18 protein-coding genes and 3 riboswitches are annotated in these 20,491 nt (G+C 66.3%); of the genes, 8 read left to right on the top strand and 10 right to left on the bottom strand.

The annotated features are described in order from the left end of the window. Nucleotides 1-61: 61 nt before the first annotated feature. The 6 genes from SA496_RS00870 to SA496_RS00845 all read right to left on the bottom strand — a co-directional run bounded on the left by SA496_RS00870 (nt 62) and on the right by SA496_RS00845 (nt 4,053). Nucleotides 62-991 (bottom strand): NAD-dependent epimerase/dehydratase family protein, encoded by a 930-nt coding sequence (locus SA496_RS00870; RefSeq protein WP_330114876.1) that lies wholly within the window; start codon nt 989-991, stop codon nt 62-64. Further along, nucleotides 984-1,868, bottom strand: a complete 885-nt coding sequence (locus tag SA496_RS00865) for a sugar nucleotide-binding protein (protein WP_120653247.1) — start codon at nt 1,866-1,868, stop codon at nt 984-986. The genes SA496_RS00870 and SA496_RS00865 overlap by 8 nt, the downstream gene beginning before the upstream one ends. Before the next feature lie 97 nt (nt 1,869-1,965). After that, complete coding sequence (gene cobM / locus SA496_RS00860) at nt 1,966-2,736, bottom strand: precorrin-4 C(11)-methyltransferase (protein ID WP_120653248.1); 771 nt, start codon at nt 2,734-2,736, stop codon at nt 1,966-1,968. After that, on the bottom strand, nt 2,733-3,143 hold the full coding sequence (locus SA496_RS00855; protein ID WP_120653249.1) for a cobalamin biosynthesis protein: 411 nt from the start codon (nt 3,141-3,143) through the stop codon (nt 2,733-2,735). Before SA496_RS00855 ends, cobM begins: the two co-directional genes overlap by 4 nt. After that, the gene (locus tag SA496_RS00850) at nt 3,140-3,856 is read right to left on the bottom strand and encodes a CbtA family protein (RefSeq protein WP_120653250.1); all 717 of its coding nucleotides are present in this window, start codon (nt 3,854-3,856) and stop codon (nt 3,140-3,142) included. Before SA496_RS00850 ends, SA496_RS00855 begins: the two co-directional genes overlap by 4 nt. Before the next feature lie 11 nt (nt 3,857-3,867). Further along, nucleotides 3,868-4,053 (bottom strand): CbtB domain-containing protein, encoded by a 186-nt coding sequence (locus tag SA496_RS00845; protein WP_120653251.1) that lies wholly within the window; start codon nt 4,051-4,053, stop codon nt 3,868-3,870. A gap of 103 nt (nt 4,054-4,156) precedes the next feature. Then, a riboswitch (cobalamin riboswitch) is annotated at nt 4,157-4,373 on the bottom strand. Nucleotides 4,374-4,431: 58 nt separating this feature from the next. After that, nucleotides 4,432-4,644, top strand: a riboswitch (cobalamin riboswitch). A gap of 92 nt (nt 4,645-4,736) precedes the next feature. Here SA496_RS00845 and cobW point away from each other — a divergent pair. Together cobW and cobN are read left to right on the top strand one after the other, a co-directional pair. Continuing rightward, the gene (cobW, locus tag SA496_RS00840; protein ID WP_120653252.1) at nt 4,737-5,789 is read left to right on the top strand and encodes a cobalamin biosynthesis protein CobW; all 1,053 of its coding nucleotides are present in this window, start codon (nt 4,737-4,739) and stop codon (nt 5,787-5,789) included. Nucleotides 5,790-5,899: 110 nt separating this feature from the next. Further along, nucleotides 5,900-9,634, top strand: coding sequence for a cobaltochelatase subunit CobN (gene cobN / locus SA496_RS00835; RefSeq protein WP_330114875.1), 3,735 nt, complete (start codon nt 5,900-5,902; stop codon nt 9,632-9,634). 70 nt (nt 9,635-9,704) lie between these two features. Here the strand turns inward: cobN and SA496_RS00830 are convergent, their stop codons facing one another. Next, on the bottom strand, nt 9,705-10,796 hold the full coding sequence (locus SA496_RS00830; protein WP_330114874.1) for a 3-deoxy-7-phosphoheptulonate synthase: 1,092 nt from the start codon (nt 10,794-10,796) through the stop codon (nt 9,705-9,707). 514 nt (nt 10,797-11,310) lie between these two features. On the opposite strand from SA496_RS00830, the gene SA496_RS00825 reads away from it, so the two are divergent. Then, the gene (locus tag SA496_RS00825) at nt 11,311-12,312 is read left to right on the top strand and encodes an ATP-binding protein (RefSeq protein ID WP_330114873.1); all 1,002 of its coding nucleotides are present in this window, start codon (nt 11,311-11,313) and stop codon (nt 12,310-12,312) included. Beyond that, nucleotides 12,237-12,968, top strand: coding sequence for a vWA domain-containing protein (locus tag SA496_RS00820; RefSeq protein WP_153918413.1), 732 nt, complete (start codon nt 12,237-12,239; stop codon nt 12,966-12,968). The genes SA496_RS00825 and SA496_RS00820 overlap by 76 nt, the downstream gene beginning before the upstream one ends. A 68-nt stretch (nt 12,969-13,036) precedes the next feature. Here SA496_RS00820 and SA496_RS00815 read toward each other — a convergent pair whose 3' ends face one another. From SA496_RS00815 to cbiE, 3 genes are read right to left on the bottom strand one after another with little or no spacing between them, the layout of a single operon-like run. Continuing rightward, a complete protein-coding gene (locus SA496_RS00815) occupies nt 13,037-13,744 on the bottom strand; it encodes a (2Fe-2S) ferredoxin domain-containing protein (protein ID WP_330114872.1) in 708 nt (235 codons plus the stop codon). Continuing rightward, nucleotides 13,741-14,472 (bottom strand): cobalt-precorrin-6A reductase, encoded by a 732-nt coding sequence (locus tag SA496_RS00810; protein WP_120653257.1) that lies wholly within the window; start codon nt 14,470-14,472, stop codon nt 13,741-13,743. The genes SA496_RS00815 and SA496_RS00810 overlap by 4 nt, the downstream gene beginning before the upstream one ends. A gap of 22 nt (nt 14,473-14,494) precedes the next feature. Further along, nucleotides 14,495-15,697 carry a precorrin-6y C5,15-methyltransferase (decarboxylating) subunit CbiE gene (gene cbiE / locus SA496_RS00805; protein ID WP_120653258.1) on the bottom strand — a complete coding sequence of 401 codons (1,203 nt, stop codon included), beginning with the start codon at nt 15,695-15,697 and terminating at the stop codon, nt 14,495-14,497. Between the two features lie 79 nt (nt 15,698-15,776). Then, nucleotides 15,777-15,969: riboswitch (cobalamin riboswitch) on the top strand. Nucleotides 15,970-16,056: 87 nt separating this feature from the next. On the opposite strand from cbiE, the gene cobG reads away from it, so the two are divergent. The 4 genes from cobG (at nt 16,057) to cobJ (ending at nt 20,482) form a co-directional block, all read left to right on the top strand. Beyond that, the gene (cobG, locus tag SA496_RS00800) at nt 16,057-17,373 is read left to right on the top strand and encodes a precorrin-3B synthase (RefSeq protein WP_280357760.1); all 1,317 of its coding nucleotides are present in this window, start codon (nt 16,057-16,059) and stop codon (nt 17,371-17,373) included. Then, complete coding sequence (locus SA496_RS00795; RefSeq protein WP_120653260.1) at nt 17,370-17,996, top strand: precorrin-8X methylmutase; 627 nt, start codon at nt 17,370-17,372, stop codon at nt 17,994-17,996. The genes cobG and SA496_RS00795 overlap by 4 nt, the downstream gene beginning before the upstream one ends. Continuing rightward, nucleotides 17,993-18,742, top strand: a complete 750-nt coding sequence (locus SA496_RS00790; protein WP_120653261.1) for a precorrin-2 C(20)-methyltransferase — start codon at nt 17,993-17,995, stop codon at nt 18,740-18,742. Before SA496_RS00795 ends, SA496_RS00790 begins: the two co-directional genes overlap by 4 nt. A gap of 90 nt (nt 18,743-18,832) precedes the next feature. Then, entirely contained in the window at nt 18,833-20,482 is a 1,650-nt protein-coding gene (cobJ, locus tag SA496_RS00785) for a precorrin-3B C(17)-methyltransferase (protein ID WP_120653262.1), read from the top strand. Nucleotides 20,483-20,491: the final 9 nt, after the last annotated feature.

The following is a 20,491-nucleotide window of genomic DNA, read 5'->3' as shown; positions in this document are numbered from 1 at the left end:
TATACCCGTGGTTTAGTTCGGTCACACGAACCTCCCCACGGGCACCGCATAGAGCAGTCGCTCAGCGCCCCAGCAGGCGCGCAACGCCCTCGCGCAACGGAGTCGAGACCGGAAAGTCATAGCGCAGCAGCAGGCGGGCATTGTTCGCCCGCGAGTGACGGATATCCCCGGCGCGCGCATCGGCATGAGTCACTGGCGGCAGATCACCCAGCACTTCGCCGATAGCGGCGAGCAACTCGTTGAGGCTGGTCGCCCGATTCAGGCCCACGTTCACCGGTCCGACCTCCAGCCACTCTGCTTCCAGCGCCTGCACCAGCACTTGCACCAGGTCGCCGACATAGACGAAGTCGCGAGTCTGCTCGCCATCTCCGAACACGGTGATCGGCAATCCAGCCAGAGCGCGCTCGGTGAAGATACTGATCACACCCGAATAAGGCGACGATGGGTCCTGGCGCGGGCCGAAGATATTGAAGAAGCGAAACACCCCAGGCTCCAGCCCATGCTGCCGGCGGTAGAAGTCCAGGTAATGCTCGCTCGCCAGCTTGTCAGCCGCATAAGGTGTCAGCGGCGACTTCGGCGTGTCTTCGTCGATGGCCGTGCCTTCGCCGTTCTGGCCGTAGACAGCCGCGCTGGAGGCGAAGATCACCCGTTTCACGCCACTCGCACGCATGGCTTCGCAGACGTTCAGGGTGCCGATCAGATTGCTCTGGTGCGTTGCCACCGGATCATCCACCGAGGCCTGGACCGAAGCGACCGCCGCCAGATGCGCGACCGCCTTGCAGCCCGACATTGCCTTCGCCACCAGCGCGGAGTCGGCAACGTCGCCTTCGATCAGTTCCAGTCGCGGGTTGTCCAGCGCCAGATTGGCCCGTTTGCCGGTGGACAGATTGTCCAGCACGCGCACGGCGTGCCCCCTGGCGAGCAGCGCATCTGCCAGGTGCGAGCCGATGAAGCCAGCGCCGCCGGTAATGAGGATGGGGGATTCAGACATGGCGATAGTAGCGGTCCAGCAGGTTTGGCAGGGCAGCACGCCAGGCGCGCGGCTTGATGCCGAAGGTATGGAGGATTTTCTTGCAGGCCAGCACTGCGTTCTGCGGCTCGTCCCCTGCATCGGGGCGAGCGGCGTGGGCCTGCGGCGTGATGTCCTGCACCTTCAGCGGATGCAGGCTGCGAGCCTCACTGAGCAGCGCCTGGCCCAGCGCCAGCGGAGTGGTGGCCTCGTGCCCCCCATAGTGATAGGTCCCCCAGAGCGGCGCCTGGCAGTCCAGTTGCTTGATCACTGCAAGCAGCACACGGGCTGCATCATCCACAGGGGTCGGATTGCCGCGACGGTCGTCGGCCAGGCAAATTTCGTCGGCCTGCTCCGCACGACTGAGGAAACGGCCCAATGAACCATCGCGGCTGTCGTCCAGCAACCAGCCAAAACGCAGCAGCACGTGCTTGGGGCAGGCGGCACGGACACTCTGCTCCATCCGCCAGATGGCCTTACCGCGTTCACTGAGCGGCACGGTCTCGTCCTTTTCGCTGTAAGCGGTCGCGCGCGAACCGTCGAACACCCGATAGCTGGAAGGCTGCAGCAGAATGATTCCGTGATGCTGGGAGAGTTCGGCAAGGCGCTCCACGCCGCGCTCCTGGGCGGCCAGGCGCACGTCGCTGACTTCGTCGGCCTGGAACCAATCGAAGTAGTAGGCGAGGTTGATCACGGCGTCGGGCCGGGTGTCATCGAGCAGCTGGGTCAGGCTGGCGGCATCCCAACCCTGTTCGGGCGGACGCGGAGCGAGAAAACCTATGTCTTCCTCGGCTCCCAGGCGAATCAGCGCCTGTCCGAGTGAATTGCCGCCACCCAACAGCATCAAGCGCATTCGCATAGAGAAAGAGGTCGCTTAAAGCCGGTTATAGGGAGTGGGCGGGCATATTCCCCGCCGCATAAGAGCCGCATTCTGCGGGTTTCACTGGCGTACGTCACTAGCCGCGTGGCGGTTGCGCCTTGCCTGGGCGGTAGAGATGAGCGTGGTCGGCCCGATACAGGGAAGAGTCGGCGAAGCCTTCGGCGGCCAACACCTCGCCCACCAGGATCAATGCGGTGCGACGGAAATCCCGTGCCGCCACCTTGGGCACTATGTCACCCAGGGTACCGGTGACCTGCTCCTGATCCGGCCAGCTGGCGCGATGGATCACCGCGATCGGGCAGGCGACGCCGTAGTGCGGCAGCAATTCTTCGACAATCTTCGCCAACTGGCTCACCCCGAGGTGAATGGCCATGGTGGCGCGATGCCGGGCCAGGTCTGCCAGCGCTTCACCCTCCGGCATCCGCGTCTTGCTGGCGTAGCGGGTGAGAATCAGCGTCTGGGACACCTCCGGCAAGGTCAGCTCGCACCCCAGCAGCGCTGCGCAAGCAGCGGTGGCTGTCACGCCCGGCACCACCTCAAAGGGAATGCCACGCTCGCGCAGATGACGAATCTGCTCGCCAATGGCCCCATACAACGATGGATCACCGGAATGCACCCGCGCCACATCCCGGCCCTGGGCATGGGCTTGCGCCAGCAGGGCGACAATTTCATCCAGATGCAGTTCGGCGGTGTTCACCACCAGATCCGCGCTGTGGCCTGCCAGCACCGCTTCGGGCACCAGCGACCCTGCGTAGAGAATTACCGGACAGGAGCGGATCAGCCGCTGTCCCTTGACCGTGATGAGCTCCGGATCGCCGGGGCCGGCGCCGATGAAGTAGACCGTCATGGCCGTCCGGCCTCCTGATGGATACAGGCCAACGCACAGGTAGCGCTGGCGCTGCGGCGTTTGTCGATGAGCAGGGTGACGCGGCGGCCAAAGAGGATTTCAGCCTGGGCCAGCGCCGCGGCTTCGGCCACTCCGGGGCTGCCGACGGCGTCTCGAACCCGCTCTGATGGCTGGTTCAGCCGACCTTCAAAGGCGGCAAGAACATCCATCGGCAGGCCATGCAGCGGCAGCCCCAGTCGCTCGGCCAGGGCGACCAGCCCCGGCTCTGCGGATTTTGCCTCGCTGGTAGCCAGGGCGACCACCTGATCGAGAGAGACACTGGCCTCGGCAAGGCACTGCATCAGCAGGCCCTGCAACTCACCCGGCGGACAGCCGCGCCGGCAGCCCAGTCCGGCGACCAGTTTCAAGCGGAGGGCGATGCGTGACGCTGGTACAGCCACGCGGCAGCCCAGCCGAGCACCGCCCAGAATGCGGCATTGGTGATCAGCGACGCAGCGATGAACTCCTGCTCCAGCGCTTCAGGTGCCAGGCTGGCATGCACTTCGGGCTGCGGCGCACCGACAACATGCGGGATCACGAGAAACACGATACCTGCCACGCGCAACGCCCAGTGACGGCCAAAGGCGATCAGGGCGAGGCCAGCGGCAGTGGAGGCAGCGGTACCAATCCACCAGGCCTGACGGTGGGCCAGATCGGCAGCGGCGGTACCCGGCAATTCCGGCGGCAGGCCGAGGGACGGTGCGAGCGCAAAGGTGGCGAACCCGCCAAGCCCCCAGAGCAGGCCATGCCAGGCACGACTCGGCCCGCGCAGACTGAACAATCCGGCAAGGATCAGGGCGAAGCCCACAGCCACCACTAGGTTGCTGCCACCGGTCGACAGGGTCCGTTGCCAGCCATCTTCCGGGGCCCAGGCCTCGTCGCTGTGCTCGTGGGTGTGAGCGACAGCCGCGCCGCCGTGCTCATGGTCGTGCGCCTGCTCCACCTGGGTGGCGGGTTCGGCGTTTTCATAGGTTTCCGCCTGGAGAATCAGCGGAGTGACCCACAGGCTCTGTAGCAGGGTCAGCACCAGGGCGGCGATCAGGCCGGCGAAACCGGCGGTCTGGGCAATGCGCTTGATCATCCGTGAATCACTCAATGGCAGGGGAAGGCGGCACTGTGGCGGGTGTCGTGAGCGGCGTTGTGCACAGCTTCGATATGCGAGAAGCCGGCGAAATACACCAGGGACAGGCCGACCAGACTGGCGCCGATGGCCAGTACAAGACGTTGGGTCAGGGTCGAGGAGGAAGCGGCGGAATGAGACAGGGTACGGCTGGACATGGAGGTTCCCTCTGCGTTGCTAACGATACCGGCAGAGGAACGCGCGCGAGGGAAGCGGGCGCAGGCGCACCCAGGTTTCCGGCTTGCGCCCGCCCACCGCGGGTTGCCAAAACGTGATCAGGCCGGTCTCCGGGCTCACGACGCCTGCCAGGGGCAGGATGGGCATGCCTTCCCATGCCTTGTCGGCACAGTGGCGTACTTAACCCTACGGTCGCTTACCGTTGCGGGGGCAGCGTCGGACTAGTCCGAAAATGGACGCACCGACTTCCCGTTTCACCTCGCGTACGGCGACGCAAGGCACCTGAAAAAACCGTGCTAGGACATCACGAGTCCGACCAAGCGTCAACTGCCGCAATTGACCGCTGCTCGGGCGCTGCGTAGCCTTCGCCCTTTCGAGGTTCTCCGGCCGAGGCGCCGGAGCTAAGAGGGAACGTGGTCAAGGCCACGGCTGCCCCCGCAACTGTGAACGTCCCAAGGCCCTTCGAAACGCCACTGCGCAAGCGGGAAGGCGAAGGTGCCGCCCAGCAGCTTTCAACAGCCCGCTGGCGCAGGGTCGTAAGCCAGGAGACCTGCCTCGACGAAATTTCAGACAACCGGGCGGGGTGATCCGGTGGCGAATCCGTTGCGCGGGACGAGTCCCGCTGCGTTCGTCATGCCCGCCGACCGACCACGTAGAGGCGCGCATGAAAACCCTGGCCAAGCTCCCCGTCACCATCGTTACCGGCTTCCTCGGCGCTGGTAAGACCACCCTCCTGCGCCACATGCTGGACAACGCGGAAGGTCGCCGAATCGCGGTGATCGTCAATGAGTTCGGCGAGCTGGGCATCGACGGCGAAATCCTCAAGCAGTGCTCCATCGGCTGCACCGAGGAAGAGGCCGCAGGCCGCGTCTTCGAACTGGCCAACGGCTGCCTCTGCTGCACTGTGCAGGAGGAATTCTTCCCGGTGATGCGCGAACTGGTGGCACGCCGTGGCGACCTCGACCAGATCCTCATCGAAACCTCCGGCCTGGCGCTGCCCAAGCCGTTGGTCCAGGCCTTCCAGTGGCCGGAAATCCGCAACGCCTGCACCGTCGACGCAGTAATCACCGTGGTCGACAGCCCGGCCGTGGCCGCCGGCACTTTCGCCGCGCACCCCGAGCAGGTAGACGAACAACGCAAGCAGGACCCCAACCTCGACCACGAATCTCCCTTGCATGAGCTGTTCGAAGACCAGCTCGCCAGCGCCGACCTGGTGGTGCTGAACAAGGCCGACCTGCTCGACGCTGAGGCCTTGGCCGCCGTGCGTGCTGAAGTGGCCGAGGAGCTGCCGCCGGCGGTGAAGATCGTCGAAGCCAACTCCGGCAAGCTGCCCCTCGATGTTCTGCTGGGGCTGAACGCCGAGGCTGAGTTGCACATCGACAGCCGCCCCACCCACCACGACCACGAAGGTCATGAAGACCACGACCATGACGAGTTCGACTCCTTCCACGTCGACCTCCCGGAAGTCGAGGAAACGGCTCTGATCGCCGCCCTCGGCCAACTGGTGGAGCGCCATTCCGTCCTGCGTATCAAGGGCTTCGCCGCCATCCCCGGCAAACCGATGCGCCTGCTGGTCCAGGGCGTTGGCAAACGCTTCGACAAGCACTTCGACCGCAAATGGCTGACCGACGAAACCCGTGGCACGCGCCTGGTAGTGATCGGACAGGAGCTGGATCAGGCGGTGATCGCCAACGAGCTACGCACGGCGCTCGCGTGAAGCACGTCCTGCCCCCTCTCCCACTGGGAGAGGGCTGGGGTGAGGGAAGCCCCCAGCGCTCGGAGACAGCCCTCACCCCCGCCCCCTCTCCCAGAGAGAGAGGGGAGTAAATGCACCTCCTGCGCACCCAACCCGGCGGCTTCGTCCCTGACGATGGCATCGCCCACTTGGCCCAGACGCCCGCCGAACTGGTGATCCTCTGCAGCGGCGACTCGCACCTGGCGCTTTTGGCCGAAGCCTCCCGCGAATTGCCCGACGACTACCCGAGCCTACGCCTGGCCAACCCCATGCAGCTGCAGAACCACGCCTCGGTGGACCTCTATGTCGACGAGGTGCTGCAGCACGCCAAGGTCATCCTCATCTCGGTGCATGGCGGCGTGGGTTACTGGCGCTACGGCATCGAGCAACTCGTGGCGCTGGCCGAACGCGGTGCCAAGCTGATACTGGTGCCCGGCGATGACCGTCCCGATCCGGAGCTGGCCAGCCTGTGCACGGTCCCGTCGAAAGATGCCGAACGCCTCTGGCAGTACCTGCGCCAGGGCGGCCTGGACAACGCCCGGCAGTTGTTCAATTGCCTGGCCGACAATTGGCTGGGGCGCGACTACCCCTGGACCGAGCCACAGGTTCTTCCACGCGTCGCCCTCTACCACCCGCGCGTTCGCCCGGCGCAACTGGCGGATTGGCAGGCCGAATGGCAACCAGACCAGCCCGTGGCCGCCCTGCTTTTCTATCGCACCCACTTGCAGGCCGCGAATACCGCCTTCATCGACGCCTTCTGTGAGCGCCTGGCTGCCCGTGGCCTGAATCCCCTTCCCATCGCCGTCGCCAGCCTCAAGGAAGCCGAGTGCCTGGAGGCTGTGGAAAACTGGCTGGACGCCGCAGCTGCCGCGCTGATCATCAACACCACGGGGTTCGCCCAATCCAACCCGGACGCCCCCAGCCTGCGTCCCTTCCGCCGAGACATCCCAGTGCTGCAGGCCATCTGCTCGCTGGACAACGAACCCCTCTGGCGGGAAAACCCGCAAGGCCTCGGCCCGCGCGACCTGGCCATGCACATCGCCCTGCCGGAGCTGGACGGCCGCATCATCACCCGGCCCATCAGTTTCAAGGGCATGGCCTGGCGCAGCGAGCGCAGCCAGAGCGACGTGGTCTGCTACCTGCCGCACACCGAGCGCATGGACTTCGTAGCCGAGCTGGGAAGACGCTGGTGCGCGCTTTCGCGCAAGGTCAATGCCGACAAGCGTGTGGCGCTGATCCTCGCCAACTACCCCACCCGCGATGGCCGTATTGGCAACGGTGTGGGTCTGGATACGCCCGCTGCCGCGCTTAACATCCTTCGTGCGCTGGAGTCCGAAGGCTATCCGCTGGCTGGGCTGCCAGAGAGCGGTACTGCGCTTATCCACAGCCTGCTCGGCGGCGTCAGCAACGACCTGGACAGCCTCGATGCGCGCCCCTGCGCCCAGAGCCTGGCCCTCTCCGACTACCTCGACTGCTTCGCACGGCTACCCGAAGCCAATCAACGCGCAGTCATTGAACGCTGGGGCGAGCCGCAGCAGGACCCGATGTTCCGCAGCGGCCGCATGATGATCGCCGGCCTGCGCTTCGGCCTCGCCTTCGTCGGTATCCAGCCGGCGCGCGGTTACCAACTCGACCCCGCGGCCATTTACCACGACGCCGACCTGGTACCGCCTCACGGTTATCTCGCCTTCTACTTCTGGTTGCGCGAAGTATTCACCGCCGATGCGCTGATCCACGTCGGCAAGCATGGAAACCTGGAATGGCTGCCGGGCAAGGGAGTCGGCCTGTCCGCCGAGTGCTGGCCTGACGCGGTGATGGGGCCGCTGCCGAACATCTACCCGTTCATCGTCAACGATCCGGGCGAAGGTGCCCAGGCCAAGCGCCGCGCCCAGGCGGTGATCATCGATCACCTGATGCCGCCCCTGACCCGCGCCGAAAACTACGGTCCCCTGCGCGACCTGGAACGTCTGGCCGACGAGTACTACGACGCCTCGCTGCTGGACCCGCGCCGGGCCGTGCAGCTGCGTGGGGAGATTCTCGAACTGGTGAAGGCCACCGCCCTGGACCGCGAGCTGAACCTGATCATCAACGACGCCCCGGAAAGCTGGTTGCCGCAACTGGACGCCTACCTCTGCGACCTCAAGGAATCGCAGATTCGCGACGGCCTCCACGTCTTCGGCGAATCTCCGACCGGGCGCCTGCGCAACGACACGCTGCTGTCCCTGGTGCGCATTCCGCGCGGTGACGGCAGGGGCACCAACGCCAGCCTGCTTCGCGCCCTCGCCAACGACCTGCAACTGGGCCACGACCCGCTCGACCTCAACTGGGCGGAACCCTGGGAAGGCCCGTGCCCAGCGGTGCTGGACGCCGTCAGCGATGAGCCCTGGCGCAGCAATGGCGATACGCGCGAACGCTTGGAACTGCTGGCGCTGCGGTTGATCGAGACCACGGACTTCGGCTCCATCGGCGCCACCAGCGATGCGGTTATCCACAACCTGCACGCTGAGATCGCCCCCACCCTGGATGCCTGCGGGAGTGCCGAGATCGGCGGTGTGCTTTCCGCCCTGGCAGGTCGTTTTGTCCCGCCCGGCCCAAGTGGCGCGCCCAGTCGCGGACGCCTCGACGTGCTGCCCACGGGACGCAATTTCTTCACGGTGGACGTGCGCAATCTGCCCACGCCCACTGCCTGGCGCCTGGGCTTCCAGTCCGCCAACCTGCTGCTGGAACGCCACCTGCAGGACCACGGCGATCACCTGCGCCAGCTTGGCATTTCCGTCTGGGGAACCGCGACCATGCGCACCGGGGGGGATGACATCGCCCAGGCGCTGGCGTTGATGGGTGTGCGTCCGGTATGGCAGTCCGGCAGCCAGCGGGTGGAAGACTTCGAAATCCTGCCGCTGTCCCTGCTCGACCGCCCACGGGTGGATGTGACGCTGCGGGTGTCGGGCTTCTTCCGTGATGCCTTCGCCAACCTCATCCGCCTGTTCGACGCTGCCGTGCAGGCGGTGGCCGGACTCGACGAACCCGAAGAGATGAACCCCCTCGCCGCCCGAGTCAAACAGGAAAGCGAGCGCCTCGCTTCCGAAGGCATCAGCGCCGAGAGCGCACGCCTGCAGGCCGGCTGGCGTGTATTCGGCGCCCAGCCCGGCGCCTACGGTGCCGGCGTGCAGGGCGCCATAGAAGAACGCCAGTGGCAGGACCGCGCCGAACTGGCCGAGGTCTACCTCAATTGGGGTGGTTACGCCTACGGCGCCCAGGATGCCGGCACTCCGGCGCGGGAACGCTTCGCCCAGCGGCTGCAAGGGTTGCAGGCCGTGCTGCAGAACCAGGACAACCGCGAGCACGACATCCTCGACTCCAACGACTACTACCAGTTCCAGGGCGGCATGCTTGCCGCCGCCGAAACCCTGCGTGGCGACAAGGTCGCCAGCTACCACGGCGACCACAGCCAGCCAGATCTGCCGCGCATCCGCTCGCTCAAGGAAGAACTGGCGCGCGTGGTCCGCTCCCGCGCGGCCAATCCAAAGTGGATCGCAGGCATGAAACGCCACGGCTACAAGGGCGCCTTCGAACTGGCGGCGACCGTGGATTACCTCTTCGCTTTCGACGCCACCAGCGAACTGGTGGACGACCATCAGTACCAACTGCTGGCCGACGCCTACCTGCTGGACGAGGACACCCGCGAGTTCATTCGCCAGCACAACCCTGAAGCCCTGCGCGACATCGCCGAACGCCTGGTGGAAGCGCAGCAGCGAGGATTGTGGGAACAGCCTGGGGAGTACCGCGAGGTAATCGAGAATCTGCTGCTGGATATCGAGGAGCAGTGATTAGCGCAGGGCCGAGGTCCTGTGGGAGCGGATTCAATCGCGAATGAATTCGCTCCCACAGCGAATGCCATCACCCGCGCAACCGCGCCGCCGCCTCTCGCAGGATCGCTTCCGTCCCCGCCCAGCCCAGGCAGCCATCGGTGATCGAAACCCCATAGCGCAACTCGCAGGACAGCGACTGCGCGCCATCGAACAGGTGGCTCTCGATCATCACCCCACGCAGGGCGTCCTGGCCGGCCAGGCGTTGGCTGATCACATCTTCCAGAACCGCCGGCTGACGCAGTGGGTCCTTGCCACTGTTGGCATGGCTGCAGTCGACCAGGATACGCGGGGCGATACCGAGTTTCTCAAGCCCGTCGCGCGCCGCTTGCACACTGGCCGCATCATGATTCGGTCCACGGTTGCCGCCACGCAGCACCAGGTGGGTATCCGCGTTGCCGGCGGTCTGCACCAGCGCCGGACGGCCCTGGACGTCAATACCGAAATGCTGGTGAGCATGGGCGGCCGAGCGCATGGCGTCGGTGGCGACGCCGAGGCTGCCATCGGTTCCGTTCTTGAAGCCCACGGGCAGGTCCAGGCCGCTGACCATCTCGCGGTGGATCTGCGACTCACTGGTGCGCGCGCCAATGGCGGCCCAGCTCAGCAGGTCGTCCAGATAGCCAGCGACCAGCGGCTGCAGCAGCTCAGTCGCGATCGGCAGGCCCAGCTCGGCTACATCCAGCATCAGCCGGCGACTCAACGCCAGGCCCTCGGCCATGTCGCCACTGCCGTCCAGATGCGGGTCATAGACCAGGCCCTTCCAGCCCACGGTGGTGCGCGGTTTCTCGACATAGGCACGCATCACCAGCAGCAACTGGTCACTCACCTCCGGCGCCAGTGCAGCGAGACGCCGAGCATAGTCGAGGGCGGAATCCGCGTCGTGGATGGAGCAAGGGCCGACCACCACCAGCAGGCGCGAATCCTCGCCATCCAGCACGGCGCGAACAGCTTCGCGCTGGGCGTCGATCTGACGGGCAATGGCATGACTCAGCGGTAAGCGCTGGCGCAATTCGGCGGGAGTGGGCAGCGGGTGGGTGCTGCGCGATGGGGAAAGGGCAGCTTCCAGTGCAATAGCATGGAGCGGCTGTACAGCGGCGGGCAGAACGGATTGGTGCGAATTCATGACTGGCATCCTCAGCCGGCGCGGCTCGATCCGCGCACGGCGCTATCTGGGTGTTCGATTCAATGGTGTCTGTGCGGAGCCTGCGCGGCTAAATCGCCAGTCGGAGTTGCGGTAATAGGTCTGGTAGGTGCGATAGCTGATCATGGTGCGATCCTGTATGTCGGTTGTTGGCCTTGTGGGCCGGAAAACAAAAACCCCCGGTCGGGTTGCCGACCGGGGGTTTCGTGGAGCTTTGGCGGCGACCCTGCTGGAGTGGGCCGCCTGATTGGGTATCAGGTCAGCCCGTGGCTAAACCAATACCCATAGAAATAGCTGGCCGCAGCAGCCACACGCACACACGCCTGGGCCTTGGCCGGGCGAGCGATGAGCGAAGTGGAAGCGAGGTGCGGCATGACAATCTCCAAAGCGAATGCTGGCTAACCTACTGCATCGCCGTGCCGCGTTCAATCACTGATTTCTATCGGCCGCCCCAGGCTTTCGCTACCATGCCCGCCAGGCACCGCAGGACACAGCCATGACCGATATTCCCCACTTTCCCCTGAGCGCAGTGGTCGGTTCCGACGAACTGAAACTGGCGCTCTACCTGGCCGCCATCGACCCCGCCATCGGCGGCGTGCTGATCGAAGGCCCGCGCGGCATGGCCAAGTCCACCCTGGCGCGGGGCATTGCCGACCTGCTGCCCGAAGCTCTCTTCGTCACCCTGCCCCTGGGCGCCAGCGAAGAACGCATCGTCGGCACCCTGGACCTGGACGCCGCCCTCGGCGAAGGCTGTGCGCGCTTCTCCCCCGGCGTACTGGCCAAGGCCCACGGCGGCGTGCTCTATGTGGATGAAGTCAACCTGCTGCCCGACCACCTGGTGGACCTGCTCCTGGATGTGGCCGCCAGCGGCGTGAACCAGGTGGAACGCGACGGTATCTCCCACCGCCATCCCGCACGCTTCGTGCTGATCGGCACCATGAACCCCGAAGAAGGCGAACTGCGCCCGCAACTGCTGGACCGCTTCGGCCTCAAGGTCCTGCAGAACGGTCAGCCGCAGCCCGCCGAGCGCGCTGAGATCGTCCGCCGCCGACTCGCCTTCGATGCCGACCCTCAAGCCTTCACCGTCCACTGGAGTGGCGAGCAACAGACCCTGGTCCAGCGCTGCCAGGACGCCCGCGTGCGTCTGCCCGGCATTCCGCTGGACGATGCTGCCCTGGATGAGATCGCCCGACGCTGCTTCGCCGCCGGCGTCGACGGCATGCGCGCAGACCTGGTCTGGTTGCGCGCCGCACGGGCCCATGCCGCCTGGCGCGGTGCCGACCGGATCGACGCCGAGGACATCGACGCCGTCGAACACTTTGCCCTCGCCCACCGCCGTACGCACGCCCCGACAACGGCCGAGCAGCCACCGCAATCTTCACCGGTCAGCTCCCAGCCCCAAACCTCCAGTGGCGAAGGCCAATGGGGCGAGCTGCCCGCCCAGGCGGTGCCGATGGGAGAACGGCGCGACCTGCCGCGCTGGCCAAAAAAGCCCTGAGCATCCGCCCGCGTACGGTCACAGGGGCGGGTGCCCGGCCCAGACCCGGCACTCTCGGCAACGGTCGCAGCGGCGCTCGCCGCACGGGATTGGTGGGGGCCATCCAGTGGCTACCGACGCTGTTGCGCGGCCGCCCGCGCCAAGCCACCGACCTGATCCGCGCGCCGCGTAGCCAGCGCCCCGAGCAACTCTGGCTGGTGGTAGTGGATGCTTCCGCCTCTACCCGCCGCCACGGCGCCCTGACACAGGCCAAAGGGTTGCTGACGAGCCTGTTCGAAGCGGCTTACCGCCAACGTGCGCGCCTCGCTGTGCTGCACGCCACTGGCCGTCAGCCCAAGTGGCTCTGGCAAGGTCAAAAAGCGTCCCCCGCCCTGCATCACTGGCTCGCCGAACTCGGCGCTGGCGGCGGCACGCCACTGATTGATGCCCTGCAGCAATCGGCCACCTGGCTGGCGCGTCGACAACGACAGAAACCAGCCGAGGAACAGCGTCTGCTGGTGCTTACCGATGGGCGTTTGAAGGACTGGCCTGCGCTGGTGCCGTTGGGCTGCCCGACGCTGCTGGTGGATATCGAAGGTGGGCCGATCAGGCTAGGTCGGGCGAAGAAACTGGCGCAAGAGTTGGAAGCGGAGTACCGAGTCATTTCCGAGCTCTAGGCCAGCCCCCTCTCCCTCCGGGAGAGGGTTGGGGTGAGGGTGCCTTGGTGTGCGGCTCCAGGTACCGATCAGACCTTCATCAACATGTCCGGCACCGACCGCCCTTCCACAATCCTTTCCTGCACCCAGCGCAGCACCTCTTCCTCATCGCGAATCCGGTACCACTCCCCTTCCGGGTAAAGGCTGGCGGTCGGGCCGAGGTCGCACGGGAACTGGCATTGGGTGCGGGTAATGTGTACACCGCCGTCGCACTCCAGTTTGCCGGCGGCCTTGAGGGTTTCCCGCAGTTTCTTCCACAGCGGCAGGGCACCGCGGCGGGTGCAGCGCGGGCCGTTGCACAGCAGGAGGCGGCGAGCATGGGGTGGGATGCAGGACCAGGCGTGTTGCTCTGGCAGCGCGGGTACGTTCACGCAGTCCAGGTGCAGTTCGTGGCGCTCGACCAGCGCACAGGCAGCGCCGGCCGGGTCGCTGTCGAACTGGCCGAGCAGGCTGGCGACGAAGACGTGTTCAGGAGCCTCCAAAACAGCCAGCTCACTGCGCAACCAGTCCAGGTGTTGGGCGGAGGATTGCGGTTCGAGATCGATCACCAGCAGCGGGCGCGGGCTTTCTTCAACGCGCTGCCACAGTGGCTCGTAGCCGGAGCTCGTATCGACGATATCGGCCAGGGCCTCGTCGCCATGCAGGGCGCCGAGTTGGCGGCGGAAAAGTTCGGCGAAGGCGCCTTCAGAGAGGTCCGGCCCGGCGAACAGCACGCGGGCGTAGGGTGTTGCGGTCATGGTGTTTCCAGGTAGGTAGCGAGGGACTGCCAGAGACCCTCGACGGAATCAAATTCTCGGGCCACGGCGGGAAGCTCCGGGCGCTTGAGGATCAGTACCGGCAACCCGAGCTCGCGCGCCACCTGCAGCTTGGGTTCGGTGGACTGGCTGCCACTGTTCTTGCTGATCAGCACATCGCTTGCCAATCGGGCGAACAACTCGCGCTCACCGTCGAGGTTGAACGGACCACGCGCACCGATCACCTCATAGCGCGGGCCGGCAGGCTGGCCTTGCAGGCAGCGCACCGTCCAGTGCTGCTGCGCTGGAATCTCATGCAGATGCTCCAACGGCTCGCGGCCGAGGGTGAAGAAGGGGCGGCGAAAATCCTTCAGGACGGCAATCAGTTCGGCCCAGTCGGCCACATCACGCCAGTCATCTTCAGGGCCTGCCTGCCAGCCGGAGCGCCGCAGCGCCCAACAGGCAATGCCGGCCAGCTCGGCAGCTGCCGCGGCGTTGTGGCTGATCTGAGCGGCATAGGGATGAGTCGCATCGACCAGCAGGCTGATGCCTTCTTCCTCGATGAAACGGGCCATCCCTTCCGCTCCGCCAAAACCGCCGACACGAACCTGGCAGGCAAGGTCGTCCGGCACCTTGCCGAGGCCAGCGAGGCTGTAGACATGATCGGGACCGAGACGCCGCGACAGCGCCAGCGCTTCGGTGATGCCGCCCAGCAGCAGGATGCGTTTCATCGTTGTTCCACACTGGTCGGAGTCAAGGCTTCACCACGTCCAGCAGCGTGATCGGCAGGGCCGAGCGCCAGGTATCGAAGCCGCCCAATGGTTGGGCCTGGGCGACGGCGATACGGGTGAGCTCGCCACCATGGCTTTCACGGAAGGCCACCAGCATCGCTTCGCTCTGCAGCGTCACGGCATTGGCAACCAGGCGGCCGCCCGGTTTGAGCTGGTTCCAGCAGCGATCCAGAACGCCCGGTTCGGTGACGCCACCGCCGATGAAAATGGCATCCGGCTCTGGCAGCCCCTCCAGCGCTAGCGGGGCCTGGCCCGCGACCAGCTGCAATGCAGGTACGCCAAGCGCATCGCGGTTATGGCGGATGTGCGCCTGGCGGCCTTCGTTGGCTTCGATGGCAATGGCCCGGCAGCTCGGATGCGCGCGCATCCACTCGATACCGATGGAGCCGCATCCGGCACCGACATCCCAGAGCAGTTCGCCGGGACGCGGCGCCAGACGCGCCAGGGTAATGGCACGGACGTCACGTTTGGTGAGCTGCCCGTCGTGGCGATAGGCGTCGTCCGGCAGACCGGTGGTCGATGGCAGTGAGCGCGCGCCTTCGCCGGACTGGATTTCAATGGCGACCAAATTGAGTGCGGCAACCTCGTCGAGGGACCAGTCGCGGGCGATGCCATCGATACGACGCTCACGCTCACCGCCAAGATGCTCCAGCACGACAAGGCGGCTGGGGCCATAACCCGCCTCGGCCAGCAGGCCGGCAATGGACGCCGGACTGCAACCATCGTTGCTCAGCACCAGCAGGCGGGCACCGTCGTGCAGATGGGCATTGAGCGTCGCCAGGGGACGAGCGACGACGGAGAGCAGGGTCACGTCCTGCAATGGCCAACCCAGGCGGGCGGCCGCCAGCGAGTAGGACGAGGGCGCGGGAATCACCTGCATCTCGGCCACCGCAACCTGCCGCGCCAGACTGGCGCCGACGCCGAACAGCATGGGGTCGCCGCTGGCCAGCACGCAGACTGGTGTGCCACGTTTTTCCAGCACCGGGGCCAGCGAGAAGGGGCTTGGCCAGGGGTTGCGGCGGGCCCGGATGCAATGCGGCAGCAGGTCGAGCTGGCGCGGGCTTCCGACCACTTCGACGGCAGCCAGCAAGGCACGGCGCGCGGCCTTGCCCAGACCCGCATAGCCGTCTTCACCTATTCCCACCACTGTCAGCCAGGGCTGCATTCGCTGTCCTCGATTCCAGAAAAGCACGACCATTCGGCTCCCGACAGGCAGCCTTTTCATAGGTCCGGGCAAAGCGGGCATAATAGCGCCCTTCATCGGTTGCCGGCGCGGCACACAATCGCTCCGGCTTAAAGGGAACACGGATAAACCGTGGCTGCCCCCGCAACTGTAAGCAGCGAGTCCATGCATTCTGGTCACTGGAAATACTCCGGGAAGGCCGCACGGGACGACGACCTGCCAGCCAGGAGACCTGCCGATGGAACCAGTCGCGTGTGTACGCATCGAGCGGGGTGTATCGATGCAACGTTGTCCCTGTATCAGGGAACCGGGTCGCCGCGACGCCAACCATGGTGACCTGAGTGAAACACGCCCAGCCCACAGCGCCATCCGTCCGTCCCTCGGCATGCCCGGGGCTGCTGCGTATCGTCCAGGCGAAGGACGGCGGCATCTGCCGGATCAAACTGCCCTGCGGTCGCCTGGACTCGCATCAGGCCCGCGCCATTGCGGCAGCCGCAAGCCAGCATGCCAGCGGCGTGATCGAAGCCACCAATCGCTCCAACCTGCAGATTCGTGGCGTGAAGGCCGACGCCGAACAGGCGTTGATCGACGCCTTGCTCGCCGCGCGCCTGGGTGCGGACTCCCCCGGCGCCGACGATGTACGCAACCTGATGGTCAGTCCGCTCGCCGGACTCGACCCGTCCGCCCTTGTGGATATCTCGCCCCTGGCCGCGCGGATTCTTGCGCTGCTGCAGGACAAGGCGCACTTCCACGCCTTGTCGCCAAAGTTCGCCCTGCTGTTGGACGGCGGCGAGTCGATGGCAATGCTGGAACACCCCCACGATCTCTGGGTCTCGGCCATGGGCACCGGCGACCATGCGCAGTTCGCCTTCGGCCTGGCGGGCTGCCCACCGCAATCGACGGGTGACGTCCCTGCCCTGGCCGCCGTACCGCGCGCCCAGGTACCCGCACTGGTAGAGGCCCTGCTGGACCTGTTCCTCGAACTGGCGACGCCCGAGCAGACGCGCATGCGCCACCTGCTCGCGGAACACCCGGAGGGCGACCTGCTGCTGCGTCTGCAACAGCGGCTGGACGTCCCGCTGCTGCCCGTCGGCGACTGGCACAGACCCGCCCCGCAACCCTTTGCCCATCTCGGCATTCACGATGGCCGCCATGTCGGTGGCGCGCCCGCCCTCGGCCGGCTGGATGCCACGCAACTCAAGGCACTGGCCGATCTCGCCGACAGCCTGGGCGACGGCAACCTGCGTCTGACGCCCTGGCAATCGGTGCTGCTGCCCAATGCCCGTGATCCCGAAGCGGTCCAGCAAGCAATGCATGACCTCGGTCTGGCAACCAATGCGAACGCCCCGTTGGCGCGACTGGTTGCCTGTACCGGTTCGGCTGGCTGCGCCAGGGGGCTGGCGGATACCAAGTCCGATGCCCTGGCTCTGGCGGCGCTGCTGCCGCCAGGCGCGGTGGTTCACCTCAGCGGCTGCCCGCGCTCCTGCGCCTCGGCCCATGTGGCGCCCTTTACCCTTCTGGCCACGGGCCCCGGCCAATATGACCTATACCAGCGCGGCGGCGTCGGCTTTGGCCGATTGCTAGCGCGCGACATCAGCCTCAAGGAAGCCGGCGAACGCCTGGCCTCCCCTCCTGACACCTGGAGTTCCACCCAATGATCGAGTACATCCGCGATGGTCAGGAGATCTATCGCAACTCCTTTTCCATCATTCGCGCCGAGGCCAAACTGGCCGGCATTCCCGCGGACCTGGAAAAACTCGCAGTGCGAGTGATCCACGCCTGCGGCATGGTCGATGTGGTGGAAGACCTGCGCTTCTCACCCGGCGCCGGTGCCGCCGGCCGCACCGCCCTGGCCACCGGCGCACCGATTCTCTGTGATGCACGCATGGTGGCCGAGGGCATTACCCGCGCACGCCTGCCGGCAGACAACAAAGTCATCTGCACCCTCAATGATCCCGGCGTTCCGGAGCTGGCCCGCGAGTTGGGCAACACCCGCTCGGCGGTGGCGCTGGAGCACTGGCGCGAACACCTTGAAGGCAGCGTGGTGGTGATCGGCAATGCTCCCACCGCGCTCTTTTACCTGCTGGAAATGCTCGATGCCGGCGCACCGAAACCGGCGCTGATCCTTGGCTTCCCGGTGGGCTTCGTCGGCGCGGCGGAATCCAAGGACATGCTCGCCGCCGACAGCCGCGGCGTGCCCTATGTGATCGTGCGGGGCCGTCGCGGCGGCAGCGCCATGGCCGCAGCAGCGGTCAACGCACTGGCCACGGAGGTGGAATGATGAACGGCAAAGGACGGCTGATCGGCCTCGGCGTGGGCCCCGGCGACCCGGAACTGATCACACTCAAGGCACTGCGCCTGCTGCAATCGGCACCTGTAGTGGGCTACTTCGTGGCCAAGGCGAAGGCCAGCCAGGGTCAGGGCGGCAACGCGTTCGGCATCATCGAACAGCACCTCACCGACGCCCAGCAGCGCATGCCGCTGGTGTACCCCGTGACCACCGAAAAGCTGGAGCCGCCGCTGTCCTACGAGACGGTGATCAGCGACTTCTACGATACCGCCGCCGAACAGGTCGCCCAGCATCTGGAAGCCGGCCGTGACGTTGCCGTGATCTGCGAGGGCGATCCCTTCTTCTACGGTTCCTACATGTACCTGCACGACCGCCTGGCCGCGCGTTACGACGTGGAAGTGGTGCCCGGCGTCTGCTCCATGCTGGGCAGCGCGGCGGTGCTCGGCGTGCCGCTGGTGTACCGCAACCAGAGTCTTTCAGTGCTCTCCGGCGTGCTGCCGGAGGAAGAACTCAAGGCGCGCCTGGCGGACGCAGAAGCGGCCGTGGTGATGAAGCTCGGGCGCAACTTCGACAAGGTGCGCCGGGTTCTGCAGGACCTCGGCATCGCCAGCCGTGCCCATTACGTCGAGCGCGCGACCATGACCAACCAGCGCATCGTGCCGCTGGATGAGGTGGACCCCATGGCCTCGCCCTACTTCTCGATGATCGTCATCCCCGGCCAGAAGTGGAGAGGCTGATGCCGTTCGGGATGTCCGTGCCCGTAGGGTGCGCCAAGCGCGCCAACGACTTCCGGTGCGCACGGCGCACCCTACCTGTGGAACTCTGCCATGCATAACCCTCCGGCCATCGTCCTCCTCGGCAACGGCGGCGTGCCCATCGCCAAGCGCATCCAGGCGCTTTATCCACAGGCACGCATCCTCGGCCTGTCCGGGCGCGTCGAAGGTGCCGACGACAGCTACGCCGAGTTCGGCGAAACCCTGCGCGAGCTCTACCGCACCGACACGCCGATCATCGCCCTGTGCGCCGCCGGCATCGTCATTCGCACCCTGGCTCCGCTACTGGCGAATAAAGGCGCCGAACCGCCGGTGCTGGCGGTGGCCGAGGACGGAAGCGCCGTGGTGCCCCTGCTTGGCGGCATCGGCGGCGTGAATCGCATGGCGCGGGAAATCGCCACGATCCTGGAGGTGGCGCCGGCCATCACCACCAGCGGCGAACTGCGCTTCGGTACCTGCCTGCTGGATCCGCCAAAGGGTTATGTGCTGGCTGACATCGAACAGGGCAAGCGCTTCGTGTCCGACCTTCTGGGTGGTGAATCCGTGCGCGTGCAGGGTGCAGCACCTTGGCTGGAAGAGGCTCACCTGCCACTGGCGGATGAAGCACAACGGGTCATCCACATCACCGCCAACGCGCGCGCAGCCGAACGTCATGAACTGCTGATCCACCCCCGCGTGGCTATCGCCCGCATCGACGGCGCGGCAGACGCGGAGGCTGTTCGTCTGGTGCTCACCGATGCCGGTTTGGCAGAGCGGTCCCTGGCGTGCCTGGTGGCGGACCATTCACGGATGGTGGATGCCGACCTGGCCACGACTGCCGCCGCACTCGATGTCCCCCTGCGCTTCATCACCGATGAAACCGCCCTGCCGCCCCTGCACCAGCAAGCGCATGGCATTCGCCTCTACCTCGCGACCGAGCCGGTGGACTCGGCGCTGCTCGGCCAGCCCCGTGGCCGCCTCACGGTGGTAGGCCTCGGTCCCGGCGCCGCCGAGTTCATGGTGCCGGCGGTACGCCAGGCACTGGACGAGGCCGAGGACCTGCTCGGTTACGAAACCTATATCCGCATGGCCGGCCCACTGCGCCCCGACCAGGTGGCGCACTGCACCGACAATCGCGAAGAGCTCCAGCGCGCCCGCCATGCCTTCGAGCTCGCGGCAAACGGTCGCCGCGTGGTGGTGGTGTCGTCCGGCGACCCGGGCGTATTCGCCATGGCCGCCGCCGTGCTGGAGGCCCTGGATGAATCCCGCGATCCACGCTGGTTGCAGGTCGAGTTGCAGGTGTTCCCTGGCGTTTCCGCGGCGCTGGCCACTGCCGCCAAGGCCGGCGCGCCCCTGGGTCATGACTTCTGCCTGATTTCTCTGTCAGACAACCTCAAGCCCTGGGAAGTGATCGAGGACCGCCTCGACCACGCCGCGGCTGCCGACCTGGCCATGGCCTTCTACAACCCCATTTCCCGCGCCCGCCCATGGCAACTGGGCCGCGCCCTGGAAATCGTCGCCCGCCACCGTCGCCCGGAAACGGTGGTGGTGCTGGGCCGCGACATCGGCCGCCCGGCGGAGAAACTCATCCTCACCAGCCTCGGCGAGCTGACGCCGGAGCAGGTGGACATGCGCACCCTGGTGATCATCGGCTCGTCGTTGACCCGCCGGGTGCCAAAGGGCAATGGCGAGGATTGGGTGTACACGCCGCGCTGGTATCGCTAGCGGAGCGTG

This window comes from Pseudomonas sp. JS3066, from assembly GCF_036328175.1.
Taxonomy (GTDB): domain Bacteria; phylum Pseudomonadota; class Gammaproteobacteria; order Pseudomonadales; family Pseudomonadaceae; genus Metapseudomonas.
This window is presented reverse-complemented; position numbering and strand designations above follow the sequence as displayed.

Bases quoted from the DNA above. Each gene is read 5' to 3' on its own strand.
- SA496_RS00820 (WP_153918413.1), top strand. From the start codon at position 12,237: ATGGGGCGAGCTGCCCGCCCAGGCGGTGCCGATGGGAGAACGGCGCGA.
- cbiE (WP_120653258.1), bottom strand. From the start codon at position 15,697: ATGCAGCCCTGGCTGACAGTGGTGGGAATAGGTGAAGACGGCTATGCG.
- SA496_RS00810 (WP_120653257.1), bottom strand. From the start codon at position 14,472: ATGAAACGCATCCTGCTGCTGGGCGGCATCACCGAAGCGCTGGCGCTG.
- SA496_RS00845 (WP_120653251.1), bottom strand. From the start codon at position 4,053: ATGTCCAGCCGTACCCTGTCTCATTCCGCCGCTTCCTCCTCGACCCTG.
- SA496_RS00830 (WP_330114874.1), bottom strand. From the start codon at position 10,796: ATGAATTCGCACCAATCCGTTCTGCCCGCCGCTGTACAGCCGCTCCAT.
- SA496_RS00815 (WP_330114872.1), bottom strand. From the start codon at position 13,744: ATGACCGCAACACCCTACGCCCGCGTGCTGTTCGCCGGGCCGGACCTC.
- SA496_RS00870 (WP_330114876.1), bottom strand. From the start codon at position 991: ATGTCTGAATCCCCCATCCTCATTACCGGCGGCGCTGGCTTCATCGGC.
- SA496_RS00795 (WP_120653260.1), top strand. From the start codon at position 17,370: ATGATCGAGTACATCCGCGATGGTCAGGAGATCTATCGCAACTCCTTT.
- cobW (WP_120653252.1), top strand. From the start codon at position 4,737: ATGAAAACCCTGGCCAAGCTCCCCGTCACCATCGTTACCGGCTTCCTC.
- SA496_RS00850 (WP_120653250.1), bottom strand. From the start codon at position 3,856: ATGATCAAGCGCATTGCCCAGACCGCCGGTTTCGCCGGCCTGATCGCC.
- SA496_RS00865 (WP_120653247.1), bottom strand. From the start codon at position 1,868: ATGCGAATGCGCTTGATGCTGTTGGGTGGCGGCAATTCACTCGGACAG.
- cobN (WP_330114875.1), top strand. From the start codon at position 5,900: ATGCACCTCCTGCGCACCCAACCCGGCGGCTTCGTCCCTGACGATGGC.
- SA496_RS00790 (WP_120653261.1), top strand. From the start codon at position 17,993: ATGATGAACGGCAAAGGACGGCTGATCGGCCTCGGCGTGGGCCCCGGC.
- SA496_RS00825 (WP_330114873.1), top strand. From the start codon at position 11,311: ATGACCGATATTCCCCACTTTCCCCTGAGCGCAGTGGTCGGTTCCGAC.
- cobJ (WP_120653262.1), top strand. From the start codon at position 18,833: ATGCATAACCCTCCGGCCATCGTCCTCCTCGGCAACGGCGGCGTGCCC.
- cobM (WP_120653248.1), bottom strand. From the start codon at position 2,736: ATGACGGTCTACTTCATCGGCGCCGGCCCCGGCGATCCGGAGCTCATC.